Here is a 13,480-nt window from a genome sequence, read left to right on the forward strand (position 1 = left end):
GGGTTCCCCCTTCGGGGGGATCCCTAGAAATTGGAAAATGTGTTTTACCATCACTCCAACCGACTAAGTTGGAACGGTTCCCCCTTCGGGGGGATCCCTAGAAATTGGAAACACTCGAGAAGAACTAGACTCATGGTTAGCCTCCCTGGTTCCCCCTTCGGGGGGATCCCTAGAAATTGGAAACTTCGTCGTCCTCGGAGTCGGTCATCCAGGCTTTCACGGTTCCCCCTTCGGGGGGATCCCTAGAAATTGGAAACTTTGGATGGTATTCGGTTCGTCCGAAAATTCCTCATGGTTCCCCCTTCGGGGGGATCCCTAGAAATTGGAAACCCTGAACGGCTGCCCAGCCCAGTGGCCCCACGCTCCGTTCCCCCTTCGGGGGGATCCCTAGAAATTGGAAACTTGTTGGATCCCTTGCCGCGTTGGGTTGTATTTGTTGAGTCAGTTTCCCTGTGGTGAGGGATTCCTGAGGATGGGGAAAGGACTCAACAGCTTGCACCGGCTGGCGCGTCAGCATGCGCTTCGGGTTTTGGATGTTGCCGGTATAACCCTCAATGGCTCGCAACCTTGGGATATTCAAGTTCACGACGAGCGGCTATATCTGCGCTGCCTGCTCTATGGATCCCTGGGCCTTGGCGAGGCATACATGGAGGGCTGGTGGGATTGTGCCGCCATTGATGAGTTGATTTGTCGTCTCCTGACCACCCAGGCGCCGCAGCGGGTGGGTTGGCTAATTCAGCCCCTACTTGGGCTGGACAGTCGCCTCATCAACCGCCAGCGGGGCAAGGGGGCATTTGTCATTGGCCGGCGCCACTATGACATTGGCAACGATCTCTATGAGGCCATGCTGGATCGCCGCATGATCTATAGCTGTGCCTATTGGGATGGGGGTGCGCAAACTCTGGATGAAGCCCAGGAGGCCAAACTTGACCTCATTGCCCGCAAGCTGGAACTCCAACCCGGCATGCGGGTGCTCGACATCGGCTGTGGCTGGGGAGGCACAGCGCAGTACCTGGCCGAACGCTATGGAGTGCAGGTTGTGGGCATCACCGTCTCAAAAGAGCAAGCCAAACTGGCCAGCGAACGCTGCCGCGGCCTGCCGGTCGAGATTCGGTTAGAAGACTATCGCCAGACCCAGGGAAAGTTTGATCGCATCCTTTCTGTCGGCATGTTTGAACATGTTGGCTACCGAAACTACCGAACGTTTATGCAGGTAGCGCGCCGCTTGTTGAACGACAATGGCTTGTTTCTTCTGCACACCATCGGCAGCAACGTGGCCTACCAGGGGCGGGATCCCTGGATTGAGCGCTACATTTTCCCCAACTCGATGCTGCCCTCGCCTCATCTGATTACTGCAGCCTTTGAGGGCTTATTTGTGCTGGAAGACTGGCACAATTTTGGGATCAATTACGTGGCCACCTTAAAAGCCTGGCACGCCAATTTCGAGCAGGCATGGCCAAAATTAGCCGACCGCTACGATGAGCGCTTTCTCCGCATGTGGCGGCTCTATCTCCTGATGAGTGCCGGTAGCTTCAAGGCCCGGGCCAGCCAACTTTGGCAACTGGTCCTCTCACCACGGGGAGTAAGTGGCGGCTATCGCTCGCTTCGGTAACGACAGTCCCAAAAGTTTGCAGGTGCCCCTGCGCCCTCGCTGAGTGGGGGTGTTATGATGAGTTTGATTATCATTCTCACTCTAGACAAGCTGAGGGATGCCCGCAGCTCTGCAGCAAATTGTCAATCGCTTCCAGAAGGCCAAGACCTCGCGGCAGAAGTATGAGCTTCTCCTAGCCTATGCCAAGCGCCTGCCACCCTTTCCCGAAGCGGAGAGGAAGGAGGAGAACCTAGTCAGAGGTTGCGCTTCGCGGGTATGGCTGGCCACCGAGTTTAGGGAGGGCAAGGTCTACATCCAAGGGGATGCCGATGCTCAGTTGGTCAAGGGTTTGGTGGCCATTGTGGTGGAGGGGCTAAGTGGCCTAGCGCCGGAAGAGATTTTGGGGGTTTCCCCAGAGTTTGTGCGGGAGATGGGCCTCAATTTCAGCCTTAGCCCTTCCAGGAGCAACGGTCTGGTGAGCATGTTTTCGATGCTGCGGCAGAGGGCCTTGGCTTTTGGGAAGTCAGTTGCTTCCAGCTCTGCTGTCTCTGTTGTCTTGTGAGGTATTCAGGCTCATGACTGATCAAGCTAACTCTATCCGTTCGGCTCGACCGGTGCGATCGCTGGTCTCGCTGCTGGCCGCCCTCTCGGTCGGGATCCTGGGAAGCCTGCAGATGCGCCAAGAAGAGTCCCGGGCCCAGCAGGGATCCAGCCCCCCAAAGGTGGTGACCACGATTTTGCCGATAACGCAATTTACCCGTGCTGTGGCCGGGGATCGGGTAGAAGTCACGCCACTCCTTCCCCCTCAGATGGGGCCCCACGACTTTCAGGCTCGACCTGAGGAGGTTCGTTTGCTGGCTCAGGCGGATGTGCTGGTGATCAACGGGTTGGGTATGGAAACGTTTTTGGAAGGGTTGATCGCCAGCGCTGGGAACCCCCAATTGCAAATCGTTGACAGCAGCGAAGGGATCCCGACTTTGCAGACGGAGAAGCCAGAGCATGGGCACGGCCACAGTCACGGACATTCTCATGGCCATTCTCACGGGCACGGTCATGGACACTCTCATGGGCACAGCCACGGCAAGTTCAACCCCCACATTTGGCTGGATCCCAGGCGGGCTATTCAGCAGGTGGAAAACATCCGAGACGGCTTAATCGCTGCGGATCCGGCAGGGGCGGAGATCTACCGGGCCAATGCGGCTGCTTTTATCGAGAAGCTCAAGGCTTTGGATGAGGAGATTGCCGCTCGGCTAGCTCCCTTTGCCGGAAGAAGCTTTGTGGTCTTCCACGACTTTGCCCCCTATTTTGCCGAGCGCTACAACCTCAAAGCCGAGTTCTTGGTGGAGATCCCAGAGGCCAATCCTTCTCCAGAAGATGTGCGACGGGTGATGGAGACGGTGCGGGAGTCGGGCCTGAAGACCATCTTGGTGGAACCTCAGGTGGGAGACAACAACCCCTTCCAGATCTTGGCCAGGGATTTGGGGGTGGAAGTGCGGGTTTTCGATCCCATCGAGACTGCCGGCCCTGAGGGGATCGAGCCGGAATATTACCTGACCATCCTGCGGCAAAACGTGGAGAACCTGGTCTCCGCCTTTGAGAAGGAGACGGCCTTCCTGCCCCTGCAATTGCCGCTGCTGGGCCAAGCTGCTCTCGAACACCTGCTGGCGAGGGGGCGATGATCTCCTGCTCCGGCGAGGTTGTCCTGCGCGTCGAGGGGCTGACGGTCTATCGGGGATCCCGCTTGGCAGTACAGAATGTGTCATTTGAGCTGAGGGCGGGATCCCATACGGCCATTGTCGGCCCCAATGGCGCTGGCAAAAGTACCTTGGTGCAGGCCATCTTGGGGATCCTGCCGCGGCAGTGCGGCTCGGTTTGGATTCTGGGAGAGCCGGTGCGCCTGTCCGGCTATTTGCCCCCGTCAGTGCGGCAGCAGGTGGCTTACGTGCCCCAGCGTTTTCAGTTCAATCCTGGGATCCCCATGGTGGTGGAGGAGTTTGTGGCTTTGGGTTGGGGGGCGTTGCAACCCCGCTGGCCCTGGCAGCAGCGCTCTGCTCGGCAGCAGGCGGTGAAAGAGGCGTTGGAACGGGTCGGCGCATCCCACCTGTCCTCTAAGGCTTTGGGCCAGCTCAGCGGCGGGGAGCTGAAACGGGTGCTGTTGGCCTATTGCTTGGCTTGGCCGCGGCGGTTGCTTATCCTCGACGAGGCACCGGCAGGCTTAGATACGCTCAGCGAGGGGGAGTTTTACCGGCTCTTGGAAGAGCTGCGCCAATCTCTGGGCTGGGCCATTTTGCAGATCTCCCATGATCTGGAAATGGTGTCTTGCTATTGCGACCGCGTGCTGTGCCTCAACCAATCCCTCATCTGCCAGGGATCTCCCCAGGTGGCTTTGGCACCAGAAGTGCTGAGCCGGGTTTATGGGCCTGTTCGCGACAGCGGTGCGGAGCACCATTTTGTCCGCTACCACCGTCGCTGAGGGGAAGGCGATGTTGGAGGGCTGGGTGCGGGTAGTGGAGCTGTTGCAGTTGCCCTTTATGCAGCGGGCCATGCTGGGTGGGATCCTCACCGGCACGACAGGTGGGCTGCTGGGCAGTTTTGTTATTCTGCGGCAACTGTCGTTTTTTAGCGATGCCCTGGGGCATTCGGCTCTGCTGGGGATTGTTTTGGGAGTGCTGCTGGGGCTGAATCCCACCGTGGTGTTGATGGTGTTTGGGGTGGGATTTGCTTTGGGCGTCACCTTTGTCTTGGAGCGCACTCAACTGTCGGCGGATGCGGTGCTGAACATCATCTACTCTTCCTCTTTGGCGCTGGCCGTTATCGCCCTCAGCTTGCTGCCCGGCTATCGGGGCAACCTCAACCAGTTGTTGTTTGGGGAGATTTTGGGGATCAGCCCGGCAGCCCTGTGGACGAGCGGGATCCTCTTGCTGATCAGCTCGGCCTATGTGGGATTGACTTTGCCCTCCCAAATGTTGCTGACCCTGGATGAGCCGCTGGCGCGGGCGCGGGGGGTTCAGGTGGGCTGGCAGAAGCTGGCTTTTGTGGTGTTGCTGGCTGTGGTGGTGGCGCTCTCAATTCGCTCTGTGGGGGTGTTGCTGGTGAGCGCTTTTGTGGTCATCCCAGCCTCGACGGCAAGGCTTTTGGGATCCCGCTTTACAACCTATGTGCTGCTGGCCATAGGTATCGGGGGACTGAGCGCGGTGCTGGGGATGATCGCCTCGGCAACCTTCAACCTGCCCTCCGGCCCCAGCATTGTTGCCACCCAGTTGCTCTTTTTTCTCCTAGCTATGGCGCTCAAGGGGGTGTCGCAACTCCTGCAGCTCTAGCTAGCGGCAATCCAAGAGCTCTCTCGGGCAGCGGCTTTTCCTGCAGAAGCTGGCCAAACAGGCGGCGATAGCTCTCTGGAAAGACCTGCCCGCTGAGGGTGGGCTGCTCGTAGACGCGCTTGAGGGTGTTGAGATCCCGCTTGGTAATGTTGGGCACCCGCAACATCCGCCGATTGCCGGTAGCCGCCGCATGGTGTCCGCCATACATCAGATCCCGCAGGTTCGGGCTATGGCCCCACAGCCCCAGCCCATGCCCGATCTCGTGTCGGGCCACCGCCGTTATTTCGGCCAACCCCTGTCCTTCTGCAATGACGATGCGCACCCGCTGCTGCAAAGAGCCATCGGAGGCGAAGAAAAACTCCGGCCGGGCCGCCCCAGCCACCCCGCCGCCAATAGGAGGAACGCGGTAAATGCTCATCCCGTAGAAAGCCTCCTCCTCTTTGGCCACCACCTTGAGCGGGATGTAGGCCGACCACTCCTTCACCGCTTGCTCCACGGAGGCCTTCCACTGGGGGTGATCCCCTTGGATGTAGATAGGGACGGGATAGAAGGCCCACTGGGCATAGGCTCCACCTGGCAAAAGCGGCTCGATTTCCTCAAAGTAGTCTCCCACCGCCTTGTCGTAGGCGTAGCGATCCAGGCCGGGGGGGAGTTTGAGCCGCATCGGCTGCGGCAGTTCTCCGGCTTGAGTTTGAGCCTGGGCTTGCAGGGCTTCAATGCCAAAAAAGTGGGGAACCAGCAGGGATCCCCTGCCCCCCACTGCCAAAGTGAGGAGCATCGTCCAGCCGAGGATGCAAAGCTGTAAAAGGCGTCGCCGCATCAAAGCCGCCCTTCCGCACTTGTTTCTCTACAAGGTTAGTGGCTCGGAAAGCAAGTGTCATTCACGTCAGCGGTGCGGAGCACTTTGGGGGCCAAGACGGGGACGGTGGTCTATAATCCTGCCAATCCTCCCATTGCGTTCGCGCCAGCGGTGCGGAGCGCTTTCGTCGCCATGATCGAGGCTGTTCCTGCTGCCGATTCTGCCTTGCTGACCGTACAAGGGCTGCGGGTTTTCTTGCCCAGCCGCACAGTTGGCGTCAGCAGGAGGGAGCCTTCGGGATCCCCGGTGGTGGATGGGCTGTCTTTCCAGATCGGGATCGGCCAGACCTTGGGCCTGGTGGGGGAGTCGGGATCCGGCAAAACCATGACCGCCCTGACGCTGATTGATCTGCTGCCCAGCTCGGCCCGGGTGGAGGGCAAAATCCTCTTCAAGGGCCCCAACGGAACGGTGGACTGGCTGCAGTTGGATCCCCGGCAACGGCGGCGCTATCGCGGATCCCAGATCGCCATGATTTTCCAGGAGCCGAGCACCGCCCTCAACCCCCTCTACACCTGTGGCCAGCAGTTACAGGAAACCTTGAGGGCCAACACCTCCCTGAGCCCGGCGGAGATCCGCGCCCAAGCCATTCGCCTGTTTGAGGAGGTGCAGCTTTCTCCCCAGATGCTGGAGCGCTACCCTCATCAGCTCTCCGGCGGCCAAATCCAACGGGCGGCCATCGCCTGTGCCATCGCCTCCAATCCCCAACTGTTGATTGCCGATGAGCCGACCACCGCTCTAGATGTTACGGTGCAAGCGGAAATCCTGCGCCTGCTCTGGGAGCTGCAGCAGCACCGGCAGATGGCCATCCTCTTCATCACCCACGATCTCAATTTGGTGGCCGAACTGGCAGATCAGGTGGTGGTGATGCGCCGGGGCCAAGCTGTGGAACAGGGATCGGTGGAGCAGATCTTTCGGGATCCCCAGCATCCCTACACCCGCGGCCTGTTGGCCTGTCGCCCGGTGTTGGAGCGGCGGTTGCGGCGGTTGCCCACCGTCCAGGATTTTCTGGAAAAAGGGGGATCCCCAGAGGAGCAGTGGCAGCAGGTGGAGATCCCGGCTGCCGTTCGCGTAAGCGGGACGGAGTCCTTAGAGGAAGAACGGCTGCGCCGGCTGTACAGTCAGCCCCCCCTGCTGCAGGTGCGGGATCTGCGAACCCACTACGCCGTCCGTCGAGGGCCATTTGGCCGCCAGGTGGGCGAGATCCGAGCTGTGGATGGGATCAGCTTTGACCTCTACCCCGGAGAGACCTTGGGGCTGGTGGGAGAGTCCGGCTGCGGCAAAACCACCCTGGGGCGAACCCTGTTGCGCCTGGTCCGTGCCAGCTCTGGCCAGGTGATCTACGACGGCGAGGAGCTGCTCCGCTTGCCGCCCCAACGCTTACGTCGTCTCCGCCGCGAGATTCAGCTGATCTTTCAGGATCCGGCAGCCTCACTGGATCCGCGCATGAGTGTGGGAGCCAGCGTCATAGAGCCAATGGCCCTGCACGGGATTGGGAGAAATGCTGCTGAGCGACGAGCACGGGCCCAACGCCTGTTTGAACGGGTAGGGTTGGATCCGGAAGCGCTGGATCGCCTGCCCCACCAGTTTTCCGGAGGACAGCGGCAGCGGATCTGTATTGCCCGCGCCCTGGCCTCGGAGCCCCGCCTGATCGTCTGCGATGAGGCAGTGTCTTCCCTGGATGTCTCCGTGCAGGCCCAGGTGCTGAACTTGCTCAAGGATCTGCAGGAGGAACTGGGGTTGGCCTACCTGTTCATCTCCCACGACCTGAGCGTGGTCAAGTTCATGAGCGACCGCATCATGGTCATGAACCGGGGCCGCATCGAAGAGCTTGGCCCCGCCTCCCAGATCTACCAGCAGCCGCAGCAGGACTACACCCGCCGCCTCATCGCCGCGTTCGCGCCAGCGGTGCGGAGCACTTCCCCCAAAGGGAGATCCGTTCGCGATAGCGGGCCGTAGGCCTTAAAAACGCACCCATTTGCCCCAAACGGGTTGAAAAGTTTCCCCTGCATCCGGCTCCGGGCTGGGCAACCCTGCGGGTTAACTTCGCAGTAAGATTTGCAATGAGGCTAAAATTAAGTAAACTTCCAGTCGTAAAGCTTCGGCTCTTTGTTAGCACATTTAACAAAACGTTTTATCCGCAGTTTGGGCTGCAACCGGCTATGGCTCGCATACTCATTATTGAGGACGACCCTTCGATTCTGGATATCCTGCGCATCAATCTGGAGTTGGCGGGCTACGAGGTTGTGAAGGCCACCGATGGGGTGCGCGGACAAGCACTGGCTCTGCAAGTTCTCCCCGATCTGATCATCCTCGACCTGATGCTGCCCCAGGTAGATGGCCTGACCGTTTGTCAGCGCTTGCGGCGGGAGGAGCGCACCAGTGAGATCCCGATTTTGATGCTCACCGCCCTCGGCCAAACCCAGGACAAGATCGAGGGCTTTAATGCCGGTGCCGACGACTACCTGACCAAGCCTTTTGAGGTGCAGGAGCTGCTGGTGCGGGTGCGGGCCCTGCTGCGTCGCTCAGACCGGATCCCACAGGCGGCCAAGCATGGGGAGATCCTCACCTATGGCCCTCTCACGCTGGTGCCGGAGCGCTTTGAGGCGTTGTGGTTCGGCAAAACGATCAAGCTCACCCACCTGGAGTTTGACCTGCTCCACTGTCTGATGCAGCGACATGGGCAGACCGTTTCCCCCAGCGAAATCCTACAGGAGGTGTGGGGCTACGAGCCCGACGACGACATCGAGACCATCCGTGTTCACATCCGCCACCTGCGCACCAAGCTGGAGCCGGATCCCCGCCACCCCCAGTACATCAAAACCGTCTATGGGGCGGGCTACTGTCTGGAGTTGCCCAACATCGCCGATCCCAGCCCACTGCAGCCAGAGCTGGCGAAAGATTCCCACAAATAATGATTCTTTCATGATTCTTGAGGATGCTGCTCACGCAACTGCTAATCTAGGGGATGCCCTGCTGCAGATTGCGCTCTGAGATCTATGCCTGGTGCCATTCGGTATTTGATGTGCCCACCCGATCACTACGAGGTGGACTATGTGATCAACCCCTGGATGGTGGGGAATGTTCACCGCTCTTCGCGAGAACGGGCGCTGCAGCAGTGGCAGGCTCTTTATCGGCATCTCTCGCAGCGGGCGGAGGTGAAGCTAATCCAGCCGGTGCCGGGATGGCCGGATATGGTGTTTACGGCGAATGCTGGGCTCATCCTGGGATCCAAGGTGGTGCTGAGCCGTTTTTATCACCCAGAGCGGCAGGGGGAACAGCCCCATTTCAAGGCTTGGTTTGAGGAACAGGGCTATACCGTCTATGAGCTGCCGCCGGCCCTGGCTTTTGAGGGGGCAGGAGATGCTCTGTTGGATCGGGCAGGGCGCTGGCTGTGGGCGGGCTACGGCTTTCGCTCCATGTTGGAGTCTCACCCCTACTTGGCCAAGTGGCTGGGGATCGAGGTGTTGTCTTTGCGGCTGGTGGACGAGCGGTTCTACCACCTAGACACCTGCTTTTGCCCCCTCTCCGAAGGCTATTTGCTTTACTATCCACCGGCTTTTGATGCCTATTCCAACCGCTTGATCGAGATGCGGGTGCCCCCTGAAAAGCGGATCCCGGTTCAGGAGGCGGATGCCATTCACTTTGCCTGCAATGCCGTGGATGTGAACGGCACGATCTTGGTGAATCGGGTCAGCCCAGAGCTGGAAGCCACCCTACAGGAGCGGGGATTTGCGGTGGTGCAGACGGAGCTGACGGAGTTCCTGAAAGCCGGTGGGGCGGCCAAGTGCCTGACGCTGCGCCTCGACGAGACGGTGGCTCCCCAAACCGATCCGGTGGCCACGGTGCTCAGCCGGACGGTGACCCTCCAGGGACACTTGGTGGACAGCGACCTGCTCACCAGAGCCGTCGATTGCATTGTCGACAATGGCGGCAGCTTCCAGATCCTCAAGTTTCAGCTTGGGGAAAAACGGCAGAGCACTTCCACGGTGGAACTGGCCGTTTCCGCTCCCACCGAAGAGACCCTGGATACCATTCTCAGCGCCTTGATCGAGCAGGGGGCCCGTCTCTCGGAGGAAACCCAGCAAGATGCCCGTCTGGAGCGGGTAGAGAAAGCAGGGGTAGCGCCCGACGATTTTTATGTCACCACCATCTATCCCACGCAGGTGCGGGTGGCCGGCCAGTGGATCCCGGTGCAGCGGCAGCGCATGGATGGGGTGATCGTGGTCAAGGGATCCGATTGCAATGGCAAGACGGAGTTTTCAGCCTATTGCACCCTGATTCGAGATTTGCAGGTGGGGGATGCCGTGGTGTGTGGGGTGGAAGGGATCCGCACCGTGCGCCAGGCCAGCAAAGAGCGCTCTTCCCAGGAGTTTACCTTTATGGGATCGGGGGTCTCCAGCGAGCGGCGGGTGGAGATCCTGGTGGAGCAGATTGCCTGGGAGCTGCGGCAAATCAAGGAGCGGGGCGGCAAAACGGTGGTGGTGGCAGGGCCGGTGGTCATCCACACAGGCGGCGGATCCCACTTGGCCACCCTCATCCGCGAAGGCTATGTGCAGGCGCTGCTGGGGGGCAATGCCATTGCCGTTCACGATTTGGAGCAGAATCTCTACGGCACCTCGCTGGGGGTGGATCTGTCGCGGGGCACGCCGGTCAAGGGCGGCCACAAGCATCACCTCAAAACCATCAACCTCATCCGCAAGTACGGCAGCATCCGAGCTGCGGTGGAAGCGGGCGTGATTACCGGCGGGGTGTTCTACGAGTGCATTCGCGCTCAGGTGCCCTTCTCCCTGGCGGGATCCATCCGCGACGATGGGCCGCTGCCGGATACGGAGATGGATCTGATCAAGGCCCAACAGGATTACGCACGGCTGCTGCAGGGGGCCGACATGGTGCTGATGCTCTCCAGCATGTTGCACTCCATTGGTGCCGGGAACATGACGCCTGCCGGGGTCAAGCTGATCTGCGTGGACATCAACCCGGCAGTGGTGACCAAGCTGGCCGATCGGGGATCCCTGGAGTCGGTGGGGATTGTGACCGATGTGGGCCTGTTCTTGAGCTTGCTGGTGCAGCAGTTGGCGCGTTTGGGGCAGGTGTATGAGCGCCCGCAACCTGCTCTTGCTGCCCGCTAGCCACCCCATCCATAAGCGCTGTTATCTTTTGGGATCCTTAAACTGGGATCCTCAAGCCTCAAAAGGGTATGCCTTTTATTAGCCTGTTGACGGATTTTGGCCTGCAGGATCCCTATGTGGGCATTATGAAAGGGGTGATTCATACCCTTTCCCCACAGGCTCAACTCATCGACCTCAGCCATGGGATCCCGCCTCAGGATGTGGCGGCGGCTCGCTTTGCCCTGATGACGGCCTACCCCTATCTGCCGTCGGGCACCATTCACCTGGCCGTTGTGGATCCAGGGGTGGGGAGTAGCCGCCGGGCGGTAGCCATCCAAACCGAGACGGGCTTTTTGGTTGGCCCTGACAATGGCCTGTTCAGCGGCGTTTTGGCCCAAACCCCGGCGCTGGCTGCTGTGGAACTCAACCGGCCCCGCTATTGGCGCACCCCCTCTCCCAGCCGCACCTTTCATGGGCGGGATATTTTTGCCCCGGTTGCCGCTCATCTGGCCAACGGGATCCCTTTGGCGGAGCTGGGGGATCCCCTAGACGTAGCAGAACTAACCCGCTGGGAGTGGCCGCCACCCCAGATGGAGACCAACGGCTGTCGCGGCCTGGTCCAGGCCATCGACCACTTCGGCAACGGCATCACCAACCTGCCCGGACAGTGGGTGGAAGGTCGAAGCTGGAGCGCCTGGATCAAAGGGATCCCCGTCCGCTCCGTGGCCACCTTTGCTGAGGGAGAAGTTGGCGAAGTGCTGGCCCTGGTGGGCAGCTCCGGCTGGGTGGAGATCGTGCAAAACCGAGGCAATGCCAGCCGTGCCTTGGGTTTCAAAGTGGGAGATGAGGTGCGCGTGCAGTGGAGCGGCTAGATCCCCTCGCCTGAAAAGAGAGGGAGAGACTGGGGATCCTAGGCAGGTTGGCTTTCCACCGTCACGGCTTCCGTCGGAGTAGTGGGGTTTGAGGCGCCCACTTGGACTTTGATCACCCGCGCTGCGTCGGCTTTGGGCAGAGTGAGGGTGAGGATGCCGTCGCGATAGGTGGCCGAGACTTTCTCCGGCTGGATGCGGCGGGCCAGCTTGAGGATGCGTTGAAAAGGTTGGGGCTCCACTTCTTGGTAGCGCAATTCAGCACCTTCAGGGCCGTGAACCTGGATCTCGCCGCTGATGGAGAGCTGTTGAGCCGTGGCCTCGATGTGGAAGCGTTCCCGATTGGCACCGGGCACCCACAACTGGACGGTGTAGGCTTCGCCGCTCTCCCAAACCTGCAGAGGAGTGGGCAGGAAGGAGCGAGAGCGTCCCCGGTTGGGCTCCGCTTGCAGAGCTTGTACCTCGAAAAGCGGGCTGAAGTAAAGAGTTGCCATAGTGTCTCCTAGGGTAAATAGGCTAAGTCATCAATGGAGTTGAGGGAAGCGAAGAGATCTCGGCAAAGAAGGCTTGGCCTGCACTTGGGATTTGAATTCACAAAATCCTGCTCTGATCATCCAAGAAAGCCATCCCAGCGAGGGAGGGCAAACCGATCTGCGATAGGCAGGATCCCCTCACCTCATGGGGAAGAGGGATGAAAACAAACAGGGCAATCCAATGGTTCACCAAATTTTCGGGCTGGAGGCCCGCACCATAGCCGCAGGCTTGGTGTCGAGAGGAAAGCCCTCCTCCATATAGGTTTGCTGGTCAAAAGTCTGGATAAACTACAATAAGCCCATGAGCCAGATTATCTCTGTACGTTGCAAGCTGATAGTCCCACAAGAGTTGCGTCAAGAAATTGACCGCACTTTGCAGGGCTTTGCGAATGCTTGCAACCAGATTCTCGACACCGCCAAACAAAAGAACTGCTGGAACACCGCCAAGCTGCACCACTTGGTCTATCGACCAGTAAGAGCAGCAACGGGGCTGAAGGCCAACCACGTCTGTCAGGCACTCCGTCGGGTGATTAGCAATGCCAAGGCGGTGAAGCAAGTCCACAAGTTCCGCCCCACCAGTCTGACTTTGGACGCTCGTACTTTTAAGTACCGAGAGTCCGACCAAGCCGTGGGCGTGACCCTGATGAGCGGACGGGTTTGGCTCAAGCTCAAGATTGGCGGTTATCAAATCGCTTTGCTGCGGGGGCAAACGCCCACCAGCGCTACTCTGTCCAAGACCAAGCAAGGGGACTACTACATCAACATTGCTGTTGAGCTGGATACTCCCCCGACTGGCAAAACTCCAAAGGTAATCGGAGTTGACTTGGGCAGGCGGGATATCGCCACCGCTAGCAACGGACGCTCTTGGAGTGGAGAGCACATCCAGGCCGTCCGTGACCGGTTCAGCCGTGTACGCGCCAAGGTTCAATCCAAACGCACTCGCAGCTCTAGGAGGCTGCTGAGAAGGCTCTCTGGGAGAGAACGGCGCTACCAGACATGGCTGAACCATAACATCAGCAAAACCTTGGTCAGGGATGCCCAGGCTATTGGTGCGGCACTGGCTTTTGAAGACTTGACAGGCATCAGAGATTGCCTGAATCAGAAACCTCGGAGCAAAGCCGAACGGCGCAGGACTAACAACTGGGCGTTCTACCAGCTCAGGATGTTTGTAGCCTACAAGGCTGCCATTGCTGGAGTGCC

The 13,480-nt window shown here is 59.7% G+C and carries 12 protein-coding genes and 1 CRISPR repeat array; of the genes, 10 read left to right on the forward strand and 2 right to left on the reverse strand.

Annotation, left to right across the window (positions count from 1 at the left end; all coding sequences use genetic code 11):
- Nucleotide 1 precedes the first annotated feature (1 nt).
- A CRISPR array of direct repeats spans nucleotides 2-402; the repeat unit is 37 nt; unit sequence GGTTCCCCCTTCGGGGGGATCCCTAGAAATTGGAAAC.
- Nucleotides 403-472: 70 nt separating this feature from the next.
- From cfa to NW870_RS05690, 5 genes are all read left to right on the forward strand, one after another.
- Nucleotides 473-1,612 (forward strand): cyclopropane fatty acyl phospholipid synthase, encoded by a 1,140-nt coding sequence (gene cfa / locus NW870_RS05670; RefSeq protein ID WP_414374387.1) that lies wholly within the window; start codon nucleotides 473-475, stop codon nucleotides 1,610-1,612.
- Between the two features lie 97 nt (nucleotides 1,613-1,709).
- Nucleotides 1,710-2,153: a SufE family protein gene (locus NW870_RS05675; protein ID WP_414329195.1), complete on the forward strand. Its 444-nt coding sequence runs from the start codon at nucleotides 1,710-1,712 to the stop codon at nucleotides 2,151-2,153.
- Between the two features lie 13 nt (nucleotides 2,154-2,166).
- Nucleotides 2,167-3,270 (forward strand): metal ABC transporter solute-binding protein, Zn/Mn family, encoded by a 1,104-nt coding sequence (locus tag NW870_RS05680; protein WP_414374388.1) that lies wholly within the window; start codon nucleotides 2,167-2,169, stop codon nucleotides 3,268-3,270.
- Nucleotides 3,267-4,064: a metal ABC transporter ATP-binding protein gene (locus NW870_RS05685; protein ID WP_414374390.1), complete on the forward strand. Its 798-nt coding sequence runs from the start codon at nucleotides 3,267-3,269 to the stop codon at nucleotides 4,062-4,064. The genes NW870_RS05680 and NW870_RS05685 overlap by 4 nt, the downstream gene beginning before the upstream one ends.
- Before the next feature lie 10 nt (nucleotides 4,065-4,074).
- Nucleotides 4,075-4,911, forward strand: coding sequence for a metal ABC transporter permease (locus NW870_RS05690; protein ID WP_414374396.1), 837 nt, complete (start codon nucleotides 4,075-4,077; stop codon nucleotides 4,909-4,911).
- Here the strand turns inward: NW870_RS05690 and NW870_RS05695 are convergent.
- A complete protein-coding gene (locus NW870_RS05695) occupies nucleotides 4,880-5,731 on the reverse strand; it encodes a hypothetical protein (RefSeq protein WP_414374392.1) in 852 nt (283 codons plus the stop codon). The two genes, NW870_RS05690 and NW870_RS05695, sit on opposite strands and share 32 nt — an antisense overlap.
- Before the next feature lie 171 nt (nucleotides 5,732-5,902).
- Here NW870_RS05695 and NW870_RS05700 point away from each other — a divergent pair, with 171 nt between their 5' ends.
- From NW870_RS05700 to NW870_RS05715, 4 genes are all read left to right on the forward strand, one after another.
- Nucleotides 5,903-7,726 (forward strand): ABC transporter ATP-binding protein, encoded by a 1,824-nt coding sequence (locus NW870_RS05700; protein ID WP_414374398.1) that lies wholly within the window; start codon nucleotides 5,903-5,905, stop codon nucleotides 7,724-7,726.
- Nucleotides 7,727-7,929: 203 nt separating this feature from the next.
- Nucleotides 7,930-8,682 (forward strand): response regulator transcription factor, encoded by a 753-nt coding sequence (locus tag NW870_RS05705; protein ID WP_414342492.1) that lies wholly within the window; start codon nucleotides 7,930-7,932, stop codon nucleotides 8,680-8,682.
- 84 nt (nucleotides 8,683-8,766) lie between these two features.
- Nucleotides 8,767-10,899 carry a TIGR00300 family protein gene (locus NW870_RS05710; protein WP_011431917.1) on the forward strand — a complete coding sequence of 711 codons (2,133 nt, stop codon included), beginning with the start codon at nucleotides 8,767-8,769 and terminating at the stop codon, nucleotides 10,897-10,899.
- 68 nt (nucleotides 10,900-10,967) lie between these two features.
- Nucleotides 10,968-11,750, forward strand: a complete 783-nt coding sequence (locus NW870_RS05715; RefSeq protein WP_414374393.1) for an S-adenosyl-l-methionine hydroxide adenosyltransferase family protein — start codon at nucleotides 10,968-10,970, stop codon at nucleotides 11,748-11,750.
- 38 nt (nucleotides 11,751-11,788) lie between these two features.
- On the opposite strand, the gene NW870_RS05720 is transcribed toward NW870_RS05715, so the two are convergent.
- A complete protein-coding gene (locus tag NW870_RS05720; RefSeq protein WP_011431920.1) occupies nucleotides 11,789-12,241 on the reverse strand; it encodes an Hsp20/alpha crystallin family protein in 453 nt (150 codons plus the stop codon).
- Between the two features lie 340 nt (nucleotides 12,242-12,581).
- Here NW870_RS05720 and NW870_RS05725 point away from each other — a divergent pair.
- A partial coding sequence (locus tag NW870_RS05725) for an RNA-guided endonuclease TnpB family protein (RefSeq protein WP_414374394.1) occupies nucleotides 12,582-13,480 on the forward strand: 899 nt, incomplete at its 3' end.

This window comes from Synechococcus sp. R50.1, assembly GCF_047462115.1.
GTDB lineage: Bacteria > Cyanobacteriota > Cyanobacteriia > Thermostichales > Thermostichaceae > Thermostichus.

Excerpts from the sequence above, each read along its gene's own strand:
- NW870_RS05675 (WP_414329195.1), top strand. The coding sequence starts at position 1,710 with ATGCCCGCAGCTCTGCAGCAAATTGTCAATCGCTTCCAGAAGGCCAAG.
- NW870_RS05695 (WP_414374392.1), bottom strand. The coding sequence starts at position 5,731 with ATGCGGCGACGCCTTTTACAGCTTTGCATCCTCGGCTGGACGATGCTC.
- NW870_RS05690 (WP_414374396.1), top strand. The coding sequence starts at position 4,075 with ATGTTGGAGGGCTGGGTGCGGGTAGTGGAGCTGTTGCAGTTGCCCTTT.
- NW870_RS05720 (WP_011431920.1), bottom strand. The coding sequence starts at position 12,241 with ATGGCAACTCTTTACTTCAGCCCGCTTTTCGAGGTACAAGCTCTGCAA.
- NW870_RS05700 (WP_414374398.1), top strand. The coding sequence starts at position 5,903 with ATGATCGAGGCTGTTCCTGCTGCCGATTCTGCCTTGCTGACCGTACAA.
- NW870_RS05680 (WP_414374388.1), top strand. The coding sequence starts at position 2,167 with ATGACTGATCAAGCTAACTCTATCCGTTCGGCTCGACCGGTGCGATCG.
- NW870_RS05705 (WP_414342492.1), top strand. The coding sequence starts at position 7,930 with ATGGCTCGCATACTCATTATTGAGGACGACCCTTCGATTCTGGATATC.
- NW870_RS05715 (WP_414374393.1), top strand. The coding sequence starts at position 10,968 with ATGCCTTTTATTAGCCTGTTGACGGATTTTGGCCTGCAGGATCCCTAT.
- cfa (WP_414374387.1), top strand. The coding sequence starts at position 473 with ATGGGGAAAGGACTCAACAGCTTGCACCGGCTGGCGCGTCAGCATGCG.
- NW870_RS05685 (WP_414374390.1), top strand. The coding sequence starts at position 3,267 with ATGATCTCCTGCTCCGGCGAGGTTGTCCTGCGCGTCGAGGGGCTGACG.
- NW870_RS05710 (WP_011431917.1), top strand. The coding sequence starts at position 8,767 with ATGCCTGGTGCCATTCGGTATTTGATGTGCCCACCCGATCACTACGAG.